General features: G+C 64.6%; 14 protein-coding genes. 7 read left to right on the top strand and 7 right to left on the bottom strand.

Annotation, left to right across the window (positions count from 1 at the left end; translation table 11 throughout):
• The first annotated feature begins 4 nt into the window (after positions 1 to 4).
• Positions 5 to 520 (top strand): DUF6586 family protein, encoded by a 516-nt coding sequence (locus F3J44_RS10205; protein ID WP_167069151.1) that lies wholly within the window; start codon positions 5 to 7, stop codon positions 518 to 520.
• A 50-nt stretch (positions 521 to 570) separates the two neighbouring features.
• On the top strand, positions 571 to 804 hold the full coding sequence (locus F3J44_RS10200; protein ID WP_167069154.1) for a hypothetical protein: 234 nt from the start codon (positions 571 to 573) through the stop codon (positions 802 to 804).
• A 38-nt stretch (positions 805 to 842) separates the two neighbouring features.
• On the opposite strand, the gene sulA is transcribed toward F3J44_RS10200, so the two are convergent.
• Positions 843 to 1,322 carry an SOS-induced cell division inhibitor SulA gene (gene sulA, locus F3J44_RS10195; protein WP_167069157.1) on the bottom strand — a complete coding sequence of 160 codons (480 nt, stop codon included), beginning with the start codon at positions 1,320 to 1,322 and terminating at the stop codon, positions 843 to 845.
• A gap of 13 nt (positions 1,323 to 1,335) precedes the next feature.
• Complete coding sequence (gene lexA / locus F3J44_RS10190) at positions 1,336 to 1,944, bottom strand: transcriptional repressor LexA (protein ID WP_167069160.1); 609 nt, start codon at positions 1,942 to 1,944, stop codon at positions 1,336 to 1,338.
• Between the two features lie 259 nt (positions 1,945 to 2,203).
• Here lexA and F3J44_RS10185 point away from each other — a divergent pair, with 259 nt between their 5' ends.
• Together F3J44_RS10185 and nagZ are read left to right on the top strand one after the other, a co-directional pair.
• On the top strand, positions 2,204 to 2,911 hold the full coding sequence (locus F3J44_RS10185; RefSeq protein ID WP_167069163.1) for a TetR/AcrR family transcriptional regulator: 708 nt from the start codon (positions 2,204 to 2,206) through the stop codon (positions 2,909 to 2,911).
• Positions 2,912 to 3,124: 213 nt separating this feature from the next.
• Positions 3,125 to 4,135 (top strand): beta-N-acetylhexosaminidase, encoded by a 1,011-nt coding sequence (nagZ, locus tag F3J44_RS10180; RefSeq protein ID WP_167272054.1) that lies wholly within the window; start codon positions 3,125 to 3,127, stop codon positions 4,133 to 4,135.
• Between the two features lie 73 nt (positions 4,136 to 4,208).
• Here the strand turns inward: nagZ and F3J44_RS30345 are convergent, their stop codons facing one another.
• From F3J44_RS30345 to mfd, 3 genes are read right to left on the bottom strand one after another with little or no spacing between them, the layout of a single operon-like run.
• Positions 4,209 to 7,553, bottom strand: coding sequence for a DEAD/DEAH box helicase (locus tag F3J44_RS30345; RefSeq protein WP_205299807.1), 3,345 nt, complete (start codon positions 7,551 to 7,553; stop codon positions 4,209 to 4,211).
• A 1-nt stretch (position 7,554) separates the two neighbouring features.
• Entirely contained in the window at positions 7,555 to 8,127 is a 573-nt protein-coding gene (locus F3J44_RS10170; RefSeq protein WP_167069169.1) for a CsiV family protein, read from the bottom strand.
• A gap of 9 nt (positions 8,128 to 8,136) precedes the next feature.
• A complete protein-coding gene (gene mfd, locus F3J44_RS10165) occupies positions 8,137 to 11,562 on the bottom strand; it encodes a transcription-repair coupling factor (protein WP_370526470.1) in 3,426 nt (1,141 codons plus the stop codon).
• A 207-nt stretch (positions 11,563 to 11,769) separates the two neighbouring features.
• Here mfd and F3J44_RS10160 point away from each other — a divergent pair, with 207 nt between their 5' ends.
• From F3J44_RS10160 to sthA, 3 genes are all read left to right on the top strand, one after another.
• Complete coding sequence (locus tag F3J44_RS10160) at positions 11,770 to 13,218, top strand: glyceraldehyde-3-phosphate dehydrogenase (RefSeq protein WP_370526467.1); 1,449 nt, start codon at positions 11,770 to 11,772, stop codon at positions 13,216 to 13,218.
• 214 nt (positions 13,219 to 13,432) lie between these two features.
• Positions 13,433 to 14,431, top strand: coding sequence for an FAD:protein FMN transferase (locus F3J44_RS10155; RefSeq protein WP_205299806.1), 999 nt, complete (start codon positions 13,433 to 13,435; stop codon positions 14,429 to 14,431).
• 214 nt (positions 14,432 to 14,645) lie between these two features.
• Complete coding sequence (gene sthA, locus F3J44_RS10150; protein ID WP_167069180.1) at positions 14,646 to 16,040, top strand: Si-specific NAD(P)(+) transhydrogenase; 1,395 nt, start codon at positions 14,646 to 14,648, stop codon at positions 16,038 to 16,040.
• A 48-nt stretch (positions 16,041 to 16,088) separates the two neighbouring features.
• Here sthA and F3J44_RS10145 read toward each other — a convergent pair whose 3' ends face one another.
• On the bottom strand, positions 16,089 to 16,805 hold the full coding sequence (locus F3J44_RS10145) for a glycerophosphodiester phosphodiesterase (RefSeq protein ID WP_167272052.1): 717 nt from the start codon (positions 16,803 to 16,805) through the stop codon (positions 16,089 to 16,091).
• A 31-nt stretch (positions 16,806 to 16,836) separates the two neighbouring features.
• Positions 16,837 to 17,421 carry a PilZ domain-containing protein gene (locus tag F3J44_RS10140; protein ID WP_167069186.1) on the bottom strand — a complete coding sequence of 195 codons (585 nt, stop codon included), beginning with the start codon at positions 17,419 to 17,421 and terminating at the stop codon, positions 16,837 to 16,839.
• Positions 17,422 to 17,444: the final 23 nt, after the last annotated feature.

The following is a 17,444-nucleotide window of genomic DNA, read 5'->3' as shown; positions in this document are numbered from 1 at the left end:
TGAAATGGCCCAGGAACTCTACACCCGCACCAACCAGAAACTGTTCTTCGCAGGTCTGGCCCTCGAATCCATGGCCAAGGCCGAACAGAGCCAGGCCATGAACGCTCAAGGCCTGGTTCAGGCCGAGCGCGAGTCGGCGCTGTTCCACCTGTATGGCGCGCTGCTGGGGCTGTGCCATGAAATCGGTGGCTTCTACCGCCTGCCTGTCGTGGCAACTGTCGAACAGGCGTTGGCCGACGATGCGCTGAACACCATCGCCATTCCCGAAGTGGCCGAAATGCTTGAGCTGGTTCGCCAGCGCGAGACGTGGCTTGCGCAACTGCTCAGCGCTTATGCCGATTTGTTCCGACCACCTGTCGCGAAAAAGGCGGCAAAAACCGACGTCACCCAGCCACTGATCCAGGCCGTCAATCTCGACGAGCCCGAGCACCCCGCGCTGTCGCGTGAAGAGCTGGAAAGCTGGCGCAACAACCTCAAAGGCTTGGTGAGACGTTTCCGCGACGCGTTGAGTGAGTGCTGATAGCCGCGTTGGCTGGTACACTAACGGCCTTTCGTGGAGAACTGCCCTTTATGTCTACGTCGTTTCTGGAAATTGTCGAGTTGCCTGATGGCCGAATCGAGCTGCGTCGCGCCGAGGACGAAGGCTCCCTGGTAACCTTGGATTTCTCGGAAGACGCCAAGGCGTTCCTGCAGGGCCAGCACGTTGAAGTCGCCAAGGCGATGCTCAGCGTTGGCGTGCAGATGGCGGGCCGTTTGATGGAAGGTGAGCTGGAACGCGACGAAGGGCCGCGCGTGCTGCATTGATTGCCCGGTTCTACCGATTCACAGGCAAAGCCTGAACATCAGCCAAGGCGGATGTTCAGGCTTTGTGCGTTTCCGGCACTGGCGGCGCGAAGCAGTTTTTGCCGTGCGGTGACGTTGACGTTGCCCAACCAGCTGACCACGGTGTGGCTACGCCCCAGGCGCAGGGCTTCGCAGGCCAGTTGCAGGGCGCTTTGATTACCGCGCGGTTGCAGCAACAGGATGCGTTCACGGTTAAGGCCGGCATCGCGCAACCAGGCCTGGGTCAGGCTGGCGGGTGGTGCGATGAGTGTCAGCCAGCGGGCTTCCTCTTCTTCGCTCAGGTCGCGCAGTACCGGTGCAAGCAAGCTCTGGCAATGCTCCGGGGCGCCACGCAGGGACAGTTCGCTGAACAGCTCCGGGTGGCTGTTAGCCTTGCGGGCCTGCTCGCTGGCTTTCAGGCCGGGCAGAACCGGTTGGGCCAGAAACGCCTCGAACAGGGGCAGTTGGACCTGTTGCTGTGCTGGGATGAACTGTTGCATGACGCCTCCTGGATCAGCGGCGAATAACGCCGACACTCAAACCCTCGATCACCAGTTCCTGATCTTTCAGGTCGACTTCGATGGGGGCGAACTCGGGGTTTTCAGCGATCAGCCAGACCTTGCTGCCTTCACGCTTGAAACGTTTGACGGTCACTTCGTCGCCGATGCGGGCGACCACCACCTGGCCGTTGCGGGCCTCGCGGGTGGTGTGCACGGCCAGCAGGTCGCCGTCGAAGATGCCGATGTCCTTCATGCTCATGCCGTGCACGCGCAACAGGTAGTCGGCGCGCGGGTGGAAGAAGGCTGGGCTGATGTTGCAGGATTGCTCGATGTGCTGCTCGGCCAGGATCGGCGCGCCGGCAGCGACGCGGCCAATGATGGGCAGGCCGTTTTCCTCGGGCTTGGCTTCGACACCTGGAATGCGGATGCCACGGGACGCACCCGGGGTCATCTCGATCGCGCCTTTGCGGGCGAGGGCCTTGAGGTGCTCCTCGGCGGCGTTGGGTGACTTGAAGCCCAGTTCCTGTGCGATTTCCGCGCGGGTTGGCGGGAAGCCGTTGTCTTCGAGGCAACGTTTGATGAAGGCCAGGATTTCGGCTTGGCGTGGCGTCAGTTTCAACATGGCGGGCGCTCTGTCTTTTTATACAGTGACTGGGATTATATACAGTGGATGGCCCACTGCAAGCACTGATCGCCCGCAAATTCCCGGCACGGCCCCGTGTTCAGGGCCAGGGGTGGCGAGAACCGTGGTGTGCGGCGTGTTGTCGCGAGCTGTGATTTAATGGCGACCGCACAGTCATAAAGCGCCACCGAGCCTTGACATCGACAGGCCTGAAACGTATGTTTCAAACACCTGTTTGCCCCTGCCTGCCGGAGTCGTCATGGCCCAATCCGAAACCGTTGAACGCATTCTCGATGCCGCTGAACAGCTGTTCGCGGAACGGGGGTTCGCGGAAACCTCGCTGCGGCTGATTACCAGCAAGGCCGGGGTCAACCTGGCGGCGGTCAACTACCACTTCGGCTCGAAGAAGGCCCTGATCCAGGCGGTGTTCTCGCGCTTCCTCGGGCCGTTCTGCGCCAGCCTTGAGCGTGAGCTGGAACGGCGCCAGGCCAAGCCCGAGGCAAAGCCCAGCCTCGAAGAGCTGCTGGAAATGCTGGTGGAGCAGGCGTTGGCCGTGCAGCCACGCAGCAACAACGACCTGTCGATCTTCATGCGCCTGCTGGGCCTGGCCTTCAGCCAGAGCCAGGGCCACCTGCGCCGCTACCTGGAAGACATGTACGGCAAGGTGTTCCGCCGCTACATGCTGCTGGTCAACGAAGCCGCGCCACGCATCCCGCCGCTGGAGCTGTTCTGGCGTGTGCACTTCATGCTTGGCGCCGCGGCGTTCAGCATGTCCGGCATCAAGGCGCTGCGCGCCATCGCCGAAACCGATTTTGGCATCAATACCTCGATCGAGCAGGTGATGCGCCTGATGGTGCCATTCCTGGCCGCCGGTATGCGCGCCGACAGCGGCGTTACCGACGATGCCATGGCCAGCGCCCAGCTGCGCCCACGCAGCAAGTCGGCCAGCACCACCGCCAAGGCCTGAAGGCTGGGCGGGGCAGGGCGCTTCGGCTAAGCTAGCGCCCATGCCCAACCTCGATTTCCTGCGTACCCCCCTGACGGTTACCGCTGCTTCGGCTTTTGCCCGGGGCGGCGTTGCCCGTGCCTGCGCGAACGCACCGGGCGCATTGCCCGCTGCACATCGCCGGGTGCCGGTGCGCCAATCGGGTTTCTCCCCGTCTGCAATGAAGGATTACCTATGACCGCCCGCCTGCAAGGCTCCCTGATGGTGGATATCGCCGGTAAATGGCTGACCGCCGAGGACCGCCAGCTCCTGCGCCAACCGGAAGTGGCCGGCCTGATCATCTTTGCCCGCAACATCGACAGCCCGCGCCAGGTGCGCGAGCTGTGCGCCTCGATTCGCGCCATTCGCCCCGAGCTGATCCTGGCGGTCGACCAGGAAGGCGGGCGCGTGCAGCGCCTGCGCCAGGGCTTCGTGCGCCTGCCGGCGATGCGTGCGATTGCCGATAACGCCAATGCCGAGTACCTGGCCGAGCAGTGCGGCTGGCTGATGGCAACCGAGGTGCTGGCAGTGGGCCTGGACTTGAGCTTCGCCCCGGTGCTGGACCTGGACCACCAACGCAGTGCGGTGGTGGGCAGCCGCGCCTTCGAGGGTAACCCCGAGCGGGCCACGCAGCTTGCCGGTGCTTTCATCCGTGGCATGAATGCCGCCGGCATGGCCGCCTGCGGCAAGCACTTCCCGGGGCATGGCTGGGCCGAGGCGGATTCGCACGTGGCCATTCCCACCGACGAGCGCAGCCTTGCGCAGCTGCGCGAGGCCGACCTGGTGCCGTTCACGCGCCTGAGCGGGCAGTTGGCGGCGGTGATGCCGGCGCATGTGATCTACCCGCAGGTCGACACCCAGCCGGCCGGGTTCTCGCGGCGCTGGCTGCAGGACATCCTGCGTGGCGAGCTGGGCTTTGACGGGGTGATCTTCAGTGATGATCTGTCCATGGCCGGTGCCCACGTGGTGGGTGATGCGGCGAACCGTATCGAGGCAGCACTCAGCGCCGGTTGCGACATGGGCCTGGTGTGCAATGACCGGGCGGCGGCGGAGCTGGCGTTGACGGCGGCGCAGCGTTTGAAGGTCACGCCGTCGCCGCGTATCGCACAGATGCGTGGGCGTGGGTTTGCCCGTACCGATTACCGCCAGCAGCCGCGGTGGCTGGAGGCTTTGGGGGCGTTGAAAGAGGCGCAGTTGGTGGATTGATTCGCCGGCCTCTTCGCGGGGCAAGCCCGCACCTTGTAGGAGCGGGCTTGCCCCGCGAAGGGGCCGGTACAGGCTAACGCCCTCGCTTACCAGGCAACGGCGCAAACAACGCTTCGATCTCCTCGTCGCCCAGCCGCCATTGCCCGGCCTGCCCGCCATCGAGCAGGCTCGCCGCGAGCGCGGCCTTGTCCTGCTGCAGGGCCTGGATTTTCTCCTCCACCGTGCCCCGGGTAATCAGCTTGAACACGAACACCGGCTTGTCCTGGCCAATGCGGTAGGCGCGGTCGGTTGCCTGGTTTTCGCTGGCCGGGTTCCACCACGGGTCGAAGTGAATCACCGTATCGGCCGCCGTCAGGTTAAGCCCCACGCCACCGGCCTTGAGGCTGATCAGAAACACCTCGCTGTCACCCTGCTGGAATTGCTGCACCGGCGTGCGCCGGTCGCGGGTGTCGCCGGTCAGCAGGCTGTAGCGGACCTTGCGCTTTTGCAGTTCCTGCTCGATCAGCGACAGCATCGAGGTGAACTGCGAGAACAGCAGCACCCGCCGCCCTTCGCTCAGCAACTCTTCGAGCATTTCCAACAGCGCCCCAAGCTTGCCCTTGTCGGCCTGGTTGCCCTTGACCTCGACCCCTTTGACCAGGCGCAGGTCGCAGCACACCTGGCGCAGCTTGAGCAGGGCATCGAGGATCACGATCTGGCTGCGCGCGGCGCCGTTGCGGGCGATTTCGTCGCGCACTTTCTTGTCCATGGCCACCCGCACCGCTTCATAGGTGTCGCGTTGGGCATCGCTGAGCTCCACCCAGTGCACCACCTCGGTCTTGGCTGGCAGCTCGGTGGCCACCTGCTCCTTGGTGCGGCGCAGCAGGAACGGGCGCACGCGGCTGGCCAGGTGCGCCAAACGTTCGGTGTCGCCGTGGCGCTCGATGGGGTTGCGGTAGTCCTGGGTGAAGCGCTTGCTGTCGCCAAGCCAGCCGGGCATCAGGAAATGGAAAATCGACCACAGCTCGCCCAGGTTGTTCTCCATCGGCGTGCCGGTCAGGCACAGCCGCTGGCTGGCCTGCAGTTCGCACACGGCCAGGGCGGCCTTGCTGGTGCTGCTCTTGATGTTCTGCGCCTCGTCCAGCACCAGCAGGTGCCAGGGCTGGGCGCGCAGGTGTTCGAGGTCGCGCGGCACCAGGGCGTAGGTGGTGAGCACCAGGTCGTAGTCATGCAGGTTGGCAAAGTGCTTGCTGCGCCCCGGGCCATGCAGGGCCAACACGCGCAGGTCGGGGGCAAAGCGCTGGGCTTCGTCGAGCCAGTTGGGCAGCAGGCTGGTGGGCATCACCGCCAGGGCCGGCGTGCTCAGGCGCCCGGATTGCTTTTCCAGCAGTAGGTGGGCCAGGGCTTGCAGGGTCTTGCCCAGGCCCATGTCATCGCCCAGGATGCCGCCGGTGCCCATCTCGCGCAGCGCCTGCAGCCAGTTCAGGCCTTGCTGCTGGTAGGGCCGCAGGGTGGCGTTGAGCCCGCTGGGTGGCTCGACCTGCAAGTCGCGGGCATCGCGCAGGCGGCGGCCGAGGTCGCGCACATGGGCGCCGCCCTCCCACTGCAGGGGCAGGTGGGCGATGTCGTTCAGGCGCGCCGCGTCGGCACGGTCCATGCGCAGGGTTGGGCCTACGGCGTCCTCGTGCAGGTACAGCTCGCCCAAGGTGCCCATCACCGCCTTGATCCGCCCGTAGGGCAGGGCCACGCGCAGCGCCGGGCTGTCCAGGCGGCCGCGGTTGAGGTCGATCAGCAGGTGCTCGTCGTCGCTGCGCCGGGCCAGTTCGGCGGGGCGCAGCAGCTCAGGGTTGCTGCGCAGCAGTTGCAGCACGATCGGCAGCAGGCTATGGCGCTGGCCGTCGACCACGATGCCCAGTTCCAGGTCGAACCATTCATGGCCGGGGGCTTCGTCGATGGTTGCGTACCAGTCGTCCACCTCCTGCAGGTTGAAGGCAAAATCGCGGTGGATGTCGATTTCCCAGCCGGCGTCGCGCAGGCGCGGCAGGCCATCGCGGGCAAAGCGCAGCCAGGCTTCGTCATCGGGCAGCTGGAGCATTTCCCCGGCGCTGTCGGGCAGGGCCTTGCTCTGCCGGGTGGCGGGCTTGAAACCCAGCTCGCGCAGCACCTTGCGCAGCGCCTGCTCGGCCTGGGGTTGGCGGCGGATGCGCTGGCTGGTGGCGTCGACCAGGCGGGTCAGGGGCTTGTCGTCGCTGCCGCTGGCGCGCAGGCCGTCGTAGTCGAACGCCAGTGCGGCGCGGTGCTGCATCTGCCGTTGCATGCGCCCGGTCTTGGGCATGTAGGCGCTGAATTCGAGGCTGCCCAGGGTCAGGTGCCCCTTTGGCAGGATGCCTTCCACTTGCTCGGTACTCACGGCGGTAGGGGTGGGAACTTGGCGATTCAAGGCGTTCAATCGATGACTCAAGGGTACGACCAGGTGCTCGGGGACAACCGGTGCGCGGGCAAGCTGGCTGGCCACGAAGGGGTCAAGGTCATGGGTCAACTTGCCCGTTTGCCCCGTTTGGCTATCCACGTAGTAAAGCGGATCCAGGGGCAGTGCCTCGACCTGAAGATTTTCCTCATGGTGCCAGGCGCCGCGGTAGCTGCCGCTATCGAGCCTTACCCAGCGAAACGCCGCGTGCAGCTCTGGCCCCGCGGCAAGCGGGGTCAACTGCTGCCCATACAACAGGCGCCCTGTGCCCAGGGCATATTCGTAGAGCTCTGCGCCTTTCTTGCCCTCCAGCGTGGCCATGGGAAAACCGTAGTTCTCGCTCAAGGCATCGATCAGCCTGAGCACGCGCAGGTCTTCATCATTCACGTATTTAGGCGTGTAGTAGATCAGCTCGGGCAGCGAGCTGGGGCGTCCGAGCTTGAGTTCGCCGCCGATCTGGCCGGTACCTTTGAATACGCTGAGCATGCACCGGCCATGCTCGATGTCTACGACATAGTAAAGCGAGGCGCCTTTGCGTTTGGCAGGCTCCGAGGTTTTCAGCGGTACTTCCAGTGCTTCGACCCAATTGGCCAGCTCAGGCGTGAGCTCAAGCGATGATTGGCCGGCCTCGGTGACCGAGGCGCGTGGGCCGTCCTCGCCTTCGGTGACATCCGGCCCCTGTTCCAGTAGGTAAAGTGCTGCGGCGCAGTGCTTGCAGTCTTCTCCGACGGGGCAAGAGCAGGTGCCTTCGCAATACAGGCCGTCCTCGGTCATGTCCAGGGTAATGCGCTGAAAGTAAACACGGCCTGCCGAGCCTTTGCATTGAGCACGGATCGTCATGCCAAGGATCGACACAATCTCGCTTCTGTCTTCATCGGCATACTCCTGGCCGCGACGCAGGGTCTTGCGATCAAACCCGATCTGCCAGCCATTGTGCGCACGCACGAAGAACTGCGCATCGCTCTCGCTCACATCACTGCTCCATCATCTCCGGGTTCATCACCGGCATTTTCGGCGTGCCCGGTGGCGTTACCTTCAGCAGCAAGGCCAGGTGCCCGCCGTCCAAGAAGGTCAGTTGGCCGCCTTTCATGTTGCTGTTGCTCTGCTTGAACTGCTCGCTTTGCAGCACGCTGCCGTTGCCGTCGAGCTGGTTGACCCAGAAGTTGGCGGTGACGCCGATGAAGCGGCCGCTGGTGATGCTCAGGTTACCCTCGATGGGGAAGTGGCCGAACTGCTCGTTGCCGGCGCCCAGGGCAATACGGCTGGCGTCGCTGCTCACCGGCTGCTGCCAGGCCTTGTGCAGCAACACGGTGTAGTCGGCGGTGGCTTCCAGGCGCGTGGCCTCGTCCTGCAGCGCCAGCGGGCGCTCGGCGTTCTTGTCCAGGCGCGGGGCGCCGGCGCTCCAGTTTTCCGGGGCGAACGGGCTGGTGAAGGCGGGCACGCTGTTCTGCCGCACCAGGATCATTTCCACCTGATACATCCCTTCGGCAAAGGCCGCTGGCGCAAACAGCGCCAGCAGCAGGGTCAGGCAACGAATGGCACGCATGGATCTTCCTTAGGCAGGCTGTGGGGTCAGGCGCTCGAACAGCGCCTCCAGGGTATTGAAGCGTTCTTCGGGGCGTTCCATCGGAACCAGGAAGCGGAACTGGGTGGCGCCTTCGAACTTGTAGCGTTTGGGCTGGCCCTGGATCAGCTTGATCAGGGTCAGCGGGTCGACCGGGGTTTCGGCTTCGAATTCCAGCTTGCCACCATTGGGGCCGGCATCGACCTTCTTGATGCCGAGCTTTTCCGCCAGCAGCTTGAGCTGGGTCAGGCGGATCAGGTTCTTGGTCGGCTCAGGCAGCAGCCCGAAGCGGTCGATCATCTCCACTTGCAAGTCCTTGAGGCCTTCTTCGTCGGCCGCCGAGGCGATGCGCTTGTAGAGGATCAGCCGTGCGTGCACGTCGGGCAGGTAGTCCTCGGGGATCAGTGCCGGCAGGCGCAGGTTGATCTCCGGGCCGCCGCCCAGCGGTTGCTCCAGGTTCGGCTGGGTACCCTTGCGGATGGCCTTGACCGCACGTTCGAGCATTTCCATGTAGAGGGTAAAGCCCACCGCCTGGATCTGCCCGCTCTGGCCTTCGCCCAGCAGCTCGCCGGCACCGCGAATTTCCAGGTCGTTGGTGGCCAGCACGAAGCCTGCGCCCAGGTCCTGGGTGTTGGCGATGGCTTCCAGGCGCTTTTCGGCGTCCGTGCTGATTTTCTGCCGCTGCGGGGTGAGCAGGTAGGCGTAGGCCTGGTGGTGGCTGCGCCCCACGCGGCCGCGCAGCTGGTGCAACTGGGCCAGGCCGAACTTATCGGCGCGTTCGATGACGATGGTATTGGCGCTGGGCACGTCGATGCCGGTTTCGATGATGGTCGAGGCGATCAGCACGTTGAAGCGCTTGTGGTAGAAGTCGCTCATCACCTGTTCCAGCTCGCGCTCGCGCATCTGCCCGTGGCCGATGCCGATACGCGCCTCGGGCACCAGCTCGGCCAGGTCGGCGGCGCATTTCTCGATGGTTTTCACATCGTTGTGCAGGTAGTACACCTGGCCGCCGCGCAGCAGCTCACGCAGCAGCGCTTCCTTGACCGTGCTGTTGTTCTGCTCCATCACGAAGGTGCGCACCGACAGGCGCCGCGCCGGTGGGGTGGCGATGATCGACAGGTCGCGCATGCCCGCCACCGCCATGTTCAGCGTGCGCGGAATAGGCGTGGCGGTGAGGGTGAGGATGTCCACCTCGCTGCGCAGGGCCTTGAGCTGTTCCTTCTGGCGCACGCCGAAACGGTGTTCCTCGTCGATGATGGCCAGGCCCAGGTCCTTGAAGCGCACATCGTCCTGCAACAGCTTGTGGGTTCCGATCAGGATGTCGATCTTGCCTTCGGCAAGGTCGGCGGCGGCGGCGGCCACTTCCTTGGCCGACTTGAAGCGGCTCATCACTTCCACCTTCACCGGCCATTCGGCGAAGCGGTCGCGGAAGCTGTTGTAGTGCTGCTGGGCGAGCAGGGTGGTGGGCACCAGCACCGCCACCTGGCGGCCACTGTGCACGGCGATGAAGGCCGCGCGCATGGCCACTTCGGTTTTGCCGAAGCCGACGTCGCCGCACACCAGGCGGTCCATGGGCTTGGGCGCGAGCATGTCGACCCGCACCGCTTCGATGGCGGCCTGCTGGTCGGGAGTTTCCTCGAACGGGAAGCCGGCGCTGAAGGTGGCGTAGTCGGCGGCTGGATCGGCGAAGGCATAACCCTTGCGCGCCGCGCGGCGGGCATAGATGTCGAGCAGTTCGGCGGCAACGTCGCGCACCTGCTCGGCGGCCTTGCGCTTGGCCTTCTGCCAGGCTTCGGAACCCAGCCGGTGCAACGGCGCCAGGGCGTCATCGCTGCCGGTGTAGCGGGCGATCAGGTGCAGGTTGGCCACCGGCACGTACAGCTTCGCGCCCTCGGCGTATTCCAGGGTGAGGAATTCGGCGGCCTGGCCGTCGATTTCCAGTGTCGCCAGGCCCAGGTAGCGGCCCACGCCGTGGTCGATGTGCACCACCGGCGCGCCTTCGCGCAGCTCGGTCAGGTTCTTGATGACCGCATCGTTGGCCGCCTCGCCGCGCTTCTCGCGGCGCCGGCGCTGCATCACGCGCTGGCCGAACAGCGGGCTCTCGGCAACCAGGGCGATGGCCGGGTCGTCCAGCAGCAGGCCGTCGTCGAGCGGGGCGATGGTGATCGCCAGGCGGTCGCGGCCGGTGATGAAGTCGTCCCAGCCCTCTACCGTTTGCGGGCGCAGCTTGAGGCGTTCGAGCAGCTCCAGCAGCACTTCGCGGCGGCCTGCGGACTCGGCGGTGAACAGCACGCGGCCGCTGAACTGGTCGAGGAAGTTGGCCAGCTCGGCCAGCGGCTGGTTGGCCTTGGCCTCGATGGCAAGGTTTGGCAGGGCCCGCGCCGGGAAGCGCTCGCGGCCGGCGCCGGGCTCGATTTCCTCGGCGCTGACCACCACCCGTGGCCACTGCTTGAGCTGGGCGAAGCAGTCTTCCACCGGCAGGAACAACTCGGCGGGCGGCAGCAGTGGGCGGCTCAGGTCGCCGCGGCGTTCTTCATAGCGCCCGCGCACGTCGTTCCAGAAGTGCTCGGCGGCCTGTTCCACGCCCGGCAGGGAAAACACCTGGGTGTTGCTGGGCAGGTAGTCGAACAGGGTCGAGGTGTCTTCGAAGAACAGCGGCAGGTAGTACTCGATGCCGGCGGGGATGATGCCGCTGGCCAGGTCCTGGAAGATCGCGCTGCGGCGAAAGTCCACGTCGAAACGCTCGCGGAACCGCGCCTTGAAGCGGGTGACCTCTTCCTTCTGCATCGGGAACTCGCGCGCCGGCAGCAGGCGGATCGAGTCGACTTTGTCGATCGAGCGCTGGGTTTCCGGGTCGAAGGTGCGCAGGGTTTCGATTTCGTCATCGAACAGGTCGATGCGATAGGGCAGCTTGCTGCCCATCGGGAACAGGTCGATCAGTGCGCCGCGCACGGCGAACTCGCCATGCTCGTACACCGTGTCGACGCAGCGGTAGCCACTGGCTTCCAGGCGCGTGCGCATCTGCTCCACGTCCACGGTCTGGCCCACGTCCAGCACCAGGCTGCTGCCCAGCAGGAAGCGGGTCGGGGCCAGGCGGTGCAGGGCCGTGGTGATCGGCACGACGAGAATGCCGTGGCTCAGCTCCGGCAGCCGGTACAGGCTGGCGATGCGCTGGGAGATGATGTCCTGGTGCGGCGAGAACAGGTCGTAGGGCAGGGTTTCCCAATCGGGAAACGGCAGCACCGGAAGGTCCGGGGCAAAGAAGCGAAGTTCCTGTTCCAGGCGGTCGGCCGCCTGGCTGTCGGCAGTCAGCAGCAGGGTAAAGCGGCCCGCACTGCTGGCGGCCTCGGCGATGGCGAGGCTGAGGGCGGCACCGGGCAGGTTGCCCCAGGTTTGTTTGCCGGCCGTGGCCGACATTTGCGGAAGGCGCAGAACTGACACGGGAGATTGCACTCCAAGCGTTGCGGCAAAGAGGTCGATTGTACCGGTGACGGTGCCTGCTGTCAGGCTTCACAGGCCATCAACAGCGGGCTTTGGCGGCGGCGACAGGCGCTCATTGCCGGTTACGCGCTGGGGCGTCATAATGTAGCCCCTTTTTTCTGTCCCTACATGTGGAAGGTTCCCGTGACTCAGAAGCCCGACCAGTGTCTTGGTGAGTGGATTGATCGTGAAGCCCTGGCTGAAGCGATGATCCCGCTTATCGGTCAGCTCTACCGCAACAACAACGTGGTGAGCTCGATTTATGGCCGCAGCCTGATCAACCGTTCGGTTATCTCGATCCTCAAAGCCCACCGCTTTGCGCGTCACCGTCAAACCGACGAGACCGAACTGTCCGTACACGAGACATTCCCCCTGCTCAAGGCAATGAGCGAGCTGAAACTGGGCGCCGCTTCGGTCGACCTGGGCAAGCTGGCCAACAAGTTCAAGCAGGAAGGCAACGGCCGCACTGCCGAGCAGTTCGTCCGTGAAGAGCTGGCCGACGTGGTTGGCCAGCAGAACGCCTCGGCGCGCAAGGGCACCGACGTGGTGCTGTACGGCTTTGGCCGCATCGGCCGCCTGCTGGCGCGCATCCTGATCGAGAAAACCGGTGGTGGCGACGGCCTGCGCCTGCGCGCCATCGTCGTGCGCAAAGGCGCCGAGAACGACCTGGTCAAGCGTGCCAGCCTGCTGCGCCGTGACTCGGTGCATGGCCCGTTCGATGGCACCATCACCATCGATGAAGCCAACAACACCATCACTGCCAACGGCAACCTGATCCAGATCATCTACGCCAAGAGCCCGAGCGAAGTCGACTACACCCAGTACGGCATCGACAACGCGCTGATCGTCGACAACACCGGCGTATGGCGTGACGCCGACGGCCTGGGCCAGCACCTGGCCTGCCCGGGCGCTGCCCGCGTGATCCTCACCGCACCTGGCAAGGGCGCGCTGAAGAACATCGTGCACGGCATCAACCACGGCGACATCACTGCCGATGACAAGATCATCTCGGCAGCGTCCTGCACCACCAACGCCATCGTGCCGGTGCTCAAGGCCATCAACGACCAGTACGGCATCGTCAACGGCCACGTCGAAACCGTTCACTCGTTCACCAACGACCAGAACCTGATCGACAACTTCCACAAGGGCAGCCGCCGTGGCCGTGCCGCGCCGCTGAACATGGTCATCACCGAAACCGGCGCCGCCACCGCTGCCGCCAAGGCACTGCCAGTGCTCAAGGGCAAGCTGACCGGCAACGCCATTCGCGTACCGACGCCGAACGTGTCGATGGCCATTCTCAACCTGAACCTTGAGAAGCCGACCACTCGCGACGAAATCAACGAGTACCTGCGCCAAACCGCCATGCACTCGGAACTGCACAAGCAGATCGACTACGTCAGCTCCCAGGAAGTGGTTTCCACCGACTTCGTAGGCTCGCGCCATGCTGGCGTGGTGGATGCCGAGGCAACCATCGCCAACGACAACCGCGTTGTACTGTACGTTTGGTACGACAACGAGTTCGGTTACAGCTGCCAGGTGGTTCGCGTGATGGAAGAGATGTCGGGTGTGAACCCGCCAGCGTTTCCACGCTGATTCGCTTGTAAGTGCGTGAGAAAACGGGAACCTTCGGGTTCCTGTTTTTTTTGCCTGGCATTTAGGGGTTGCCTGTGCGGCCCATTCGCGGGGCAAGCCCGCTCCTACAGGGATATCACAAGCCCTGGAATCGGTGATATCCCTGTAGGAGCGGCGGTGCGGCGACCCGACTTGCCCCGCGAAGAGGCCGGCCCAGGCAATCGAGATCTCAACCGTGCGCGCATTACTTTCAATCCCGCTGATGCTCCTCACCGCCTGCAACCAGGGCCCGACCCTGGAGCGCCTGGGCGGCCCGACCATGGGCAGCAGCTACAGCATCCAGTACGTGCGCGAACCCGGCGGCCCGGCACCGACCCAGGTCCAGGCCGCCGTCGAGTCCATCCTCCACGACATCGACCAGCATTACTCGACCTACCGTGGCGACTCCACCGTCAGCCAGTTCAACCAACTCCCCGCCAACCAATGCATGGCCCTTCCGGCCGACATGCTCGAACTGGTCGCTCTCGGCCAGCACCTGGCCGAGCTGAGCGACGGTGCCTACGACCTCACCGTCGAGCCGCTGCTCGACCTCTGGGGCTTCGGCCCCCAGGCCCGCCACGAGCAGGTGCCCGGCCCACAGGCACTGGCCCAGGCGCGCCAGCGCGTGGGCTACCGCCACCTGCGCATCGACGGCCAGGCGCTGTGCAAGGACGCCCCGGTGCAGTTGGACTTCAACAGCATCGCGGCCGGCCACGCCGTCGACCTGATCGCCGAGCGCCTGCAGGCCATGGGCGTGGCCAGTTTCGTCGCCGAAGCCACCGGCGAGCTCAAGGCCGTGGGCCGCAAGCCCGATGGCAGCTCCTGGCGCATCGCCCTGGAGTTGCCCCGCGAGGACCGCCAGATCGCCCGCCAGATCATTGCAGTCAATGGCCTGGGCGTATCGACCTCGGGTGACTATCGTCATTATTTCGAGGAGAATGGCCGGCGCTATTCGCACACCTTCGATGCCCGCTTGGGGCGCCCAGTGGATCACGACCTGGCCGCGGTGACCGTGCTCGATGCCTCGGCGCTGCAAGCCGACGGCTATTCGACCCTGTTGTTGATCCTGGGGCCGGAGCGCGGCTGGGACTTTGCTGTGGCCCATGGCCTGGCGGCGGTGTTGGTGACTCGGGCGGACGGTGGCTTCGTCTCCCGTGCTACCCCTGCGTTCGAGCAGGCGGTGAAGGGCGAATGAAAGCCGAGTGAAAGCGCAGGCAGGGATGATCGCCACCAGGGAGCCGGTGAACGACATGTAGTGCAGGCAAAATTGGCCTACGACGCGACCAAGGGTTAATGTGCGCGGCGTTCACGCTTGATTAGACTGCACCCGAATTTTCTCATGGCGCCCCGGCGGCATGATCGAGCCCCGTGGGTAACCGTAACCCCGGGCCAGTTCTGAAGGAGTACGCATGGCTGTCTACAACTACGACGTAGTGGTGCTGGGTTCCGGCCCGGCCGGTGAAGGCGCGGCAATGAACGCCGCCAAAGCGGGGCGCAAGGTGGCGATGGTCGACAGCCGCCGCCAGGTCGGGGGCAACTGCACCCACCTGGGCACGATCCCGTCCAAGGCACTGCGTCACTCGGTGCGGCAGATCATGCAGTTCAACACCAACCCGATGTTCCGCGCCATCGGCGAACCGCGCTGGTTCTCGTTCCCTGACGTGCTCAAGAGCGCCGAGAAGGTGATTGCCAAGCAGGTTGCCTCGCGCACCGGCTACTACGCACGTAACCGCGTCGACGTGTTCTTCGGCACCGGCAGCTTCGCCGACGAGCAAACCGTTGAAGTGGTATGCCCCAACGGTGTGGTGGAAAAACTCAACGCCAAGCACATCATCATCGCCACCGGCTCGCGTCCTTATCGCCCGGCCGATATCGACTTCCACCACCCGCGCGTCTACGACAGCGACACCATCCTCAGCCTCAGCCACACCCCACGCAAGCTGATCGTGTACGGCGCCGGGGTAATCGGTTGCGAATACGCCTCGATCTTCAGCGGCCTGGGTGTGCTGGTGGAGCTGGTGGACAACCGCGGCCAGCTGCTGAGCTTCCTGGACTCGGAAATTTCCCAGGCCCTGAGCTACCACTTCAGCAACAACAACATCACCGTGCGCCACAACGAAGAGTATGAGCGCGTGGAAGGCCTGGACAACGGGGTGATCCTGCACCTGAAGTCGGGCAAGAAAATCAAGGCCGACGCCTTGCTGTGGTGCAACGGCCGTACCGGCAACACCGACAAGCTGGGCCTGGAAAACATCGGCATCAAGGTCAACAGCCGTGGCCAGATCGAGGTCGACGAGGCCTACCGCACCAGCGTGCCGAACATCTACGGCGCCGGTGACGTGATCGGCTGGCCGAGCCTGGCCAGCGCCGCCCACGACCAGGGCCGTTCGGCGGCCGGCAGCATCGTCGACAATGGCAGCTGGCGCTTCGTCAACGACGTGCCAACCGGCATCTACACCATCCCGGAGATCAGCTCGATCGGCAAGAACGAGCAGGAGCTGACCCAGGCCAAGGTGCCGTACGAAGTGGGCAAGGCGTTCTTCAAGAGCATGGCGCGTGCGCAGATCGCCGGCGAGCCGCAAGGCATGCTGAAAATTCTGTTCCACCGCGAAACCCTGGAAATCCTTGGCGTGCACTGCTTCGGCTACCAGGCTTCGGAAATCGTTCACATCGGCCAGGCGGTGATGAACCAGCCGGGCGAGCAGAACAACCTGAAGTACTTCGTCAACACCACGTTCAACTACCCGACCATGGCCGAAGCCTATCGGGTAGCTGCCTACGACGGCCTGAACCGGCTTTTTTGACCGGCTCCGGCCGGTGGCCTGAGCCGGTCGGGGAGACCGATTTCAGCCCTACCCGAGGGTGGTCTTGGCCAAACCGGGAAAGTCTGTAATCAGGCTGTCCACGCCAAAATCAGCGAGCCGGCGCATCAGTGCCGGTTCGTTGACCGTCCACACCGACACATGCAAACCCTGGCCCTGGGCTTTGAGCAGGCGCTCGGGGGTGCACAGCGTCCAGTTCAACGCCAGCAGTTCGCAGCCGTAGTTCTGCGCCACCTTCAGCGGGTCGAGCCAGGCGTATTCGGCCACCAGCCCGCGTTTCACGTCCGGCACCAGTTCCTGCGCCGCGCCCAGCACTTCGCGTGAGCTGGAGGTGATGGTGACTTTGTCGAGCAAGCCGTACTGCTGGGCCAGCTCGCGAATCGCCAGCACGGTGGTGGCGGCGCGGGTGCGCGAGGCGCTTTTGACCTCCAGCTGCCAGTGCTCGAACGGGCATTTCTCGAACAGCTCTTCAAGGGTTGGAATAGGGCAGGGCTGCACATGGCCCGGGCCACCCTTGCGCGCGTCGATCTTGACCAGTTCGGCGGCAGGGTGTTCCACCACCTTGCCGCGCCGGCCGGTGGTGCGTTTGAGGGTCGGGTCGTGGATCACCATCAGCTCGTTGTCGGCCGACAGGTGCAGGTCGAGCTCGCAGCGGGTCACGCCGTGGGACAGGCAGTGCTGGAAGCTTCGCAGGGTATTCTCGGGGGCTTCGCCCTTGGCGCCGCGGTGGCCGTAGATCAGGGTCACGTTCGTTCCTTCAAATCAAAGAGAAAAGGGCTCAGGAGGCGGGGCCGTCTTGTTCCAGTTGCTGGCGCCGTTGCTGCTGTTGGCGCTGGAGGATGTAGCGGGCCAGCAGTTGCCGTTGCGAATCGGTCATGTCGGTAAATTCGGTGCCGACCTCGAAATCGCCGCCAGGGCGTGGGTCGCAGTGGGTCACCTTGCCGCGCAGCAGCAGGCCGTGGGCGCGGGGCATCAATACCATTTTCACCTTCACCCGGGTGCCGGGGGTAACCGGCTGGGCTTGTGCGTACTCGATGCCGCCTTCTGAAATGATGACCCGCTGCGGCAGGCCGACTTCGCCAAGCAGGGTGTGCGCGACCACGGCGCTGAGCAGGTCCAGGCGTTTGTTCTGGGCGCGCAGGAAAGCGGCCAGGGTGCGGTCCTTTTCGCTCAGTTGGCGCAGCAGGTGCTGCGATTCGAAGTCGGACAGGTGCAGTTCGCTGAGCAGGTTGAACAGCGGCGAATCATCTTGCAACAGTTCTGGCTCAAGGGCTTCGGCCGCCGTGAGCGGGCTGATTTCCAGTGCGATCCGATCTTCGATGCGGTAGTATTCGCGGCGATCTTCTTCGTCTAATGTCGTCATGGCGAACCCATGGTTGCGGCGGT

The sequence above is a fragment of the Pantoea sp. Tr-811 genome (assembly GCF_011752535.1).
Taxonomy (GTDB): domain Bacteria; phylum Pseudomonadota; class Gammaproteobacteria; order Pseudomonadales; family Pseudomonadaceae; genus Aquipseudomonas.
This window is presented reverse-complemented; position numbering and strand designations above follow the sequence as displayed.

Bases quoted from the DNA above. Each gene is read 5' to 3' on its own strand.
- F3J44_RS10205 (WP_167069151.1), top strand. From the start codon at position 5: ATGGCCCAGGAACTCTACACCCGCACCAACCAGAAACTGTTCTTCGCA.
- F3J44_RS10200 (WP_167069154.1), top strand. From the start codon at position 571: ATGTCTACGTCGTTTCTGGAAATTGTCGAGTTGCCTGATGGCCGAATC.
- sulA (WP_167069157.1), bottom strand. From the start codon at position 1,322: ATGCAACAGTTCATCCCAGCACAGCAACAGGTCCAACTGCCCCTGTTC.
- lexA (WP_167069160.1), bottom strand. From the start codon at position 1,944: ATGTTGAAACTGACGCCACGCCAAGCCGAAATCCTGGCCTTCATCAAA.
- F3J44_RS10185 (WP_167069163.1), top strand. From the start codon at position 2,204: ATGGCCCAATCCGAAACCGTTGAACGCATTCTCGATGCCGCTGAACAG.
- nagZ (WP_167272054.1), top strand. From the start codon at position 3,125: ATGACCGCCCGCCTGCAAGGCTCCCTGATGGTGGATATCGCCGGTAAA.
- F3J44_RS10170 (WP_167069169.1), bottom strand. From the start codon at position 8,127: ATGCGTGCCATTCGTTGCCTGACCCTGCTGCTGGCGCTGTTTGCGCCA.
- mfd (WP_370526470.1), bottom strand. From the start codon at position 11,562: ATGTCGGCCACGGCCGGCAAACAAACCTGGGGCAACCTGCCCGGTGCC.
- sthA (WP_167069180.1), top strand. From the start codon at position 14,646: ATGGCTGTCTACAACTACGACGTAGTGGTGCTGGGTTCCGGCCCGGCC.
- F3J44_RS10140 (WP_167069186.1), bottom strand. From the start codon at position 17,421: ATGACGACATTAGACGAAGAAGATCGCCGCGAATACTACCGCATCGAA.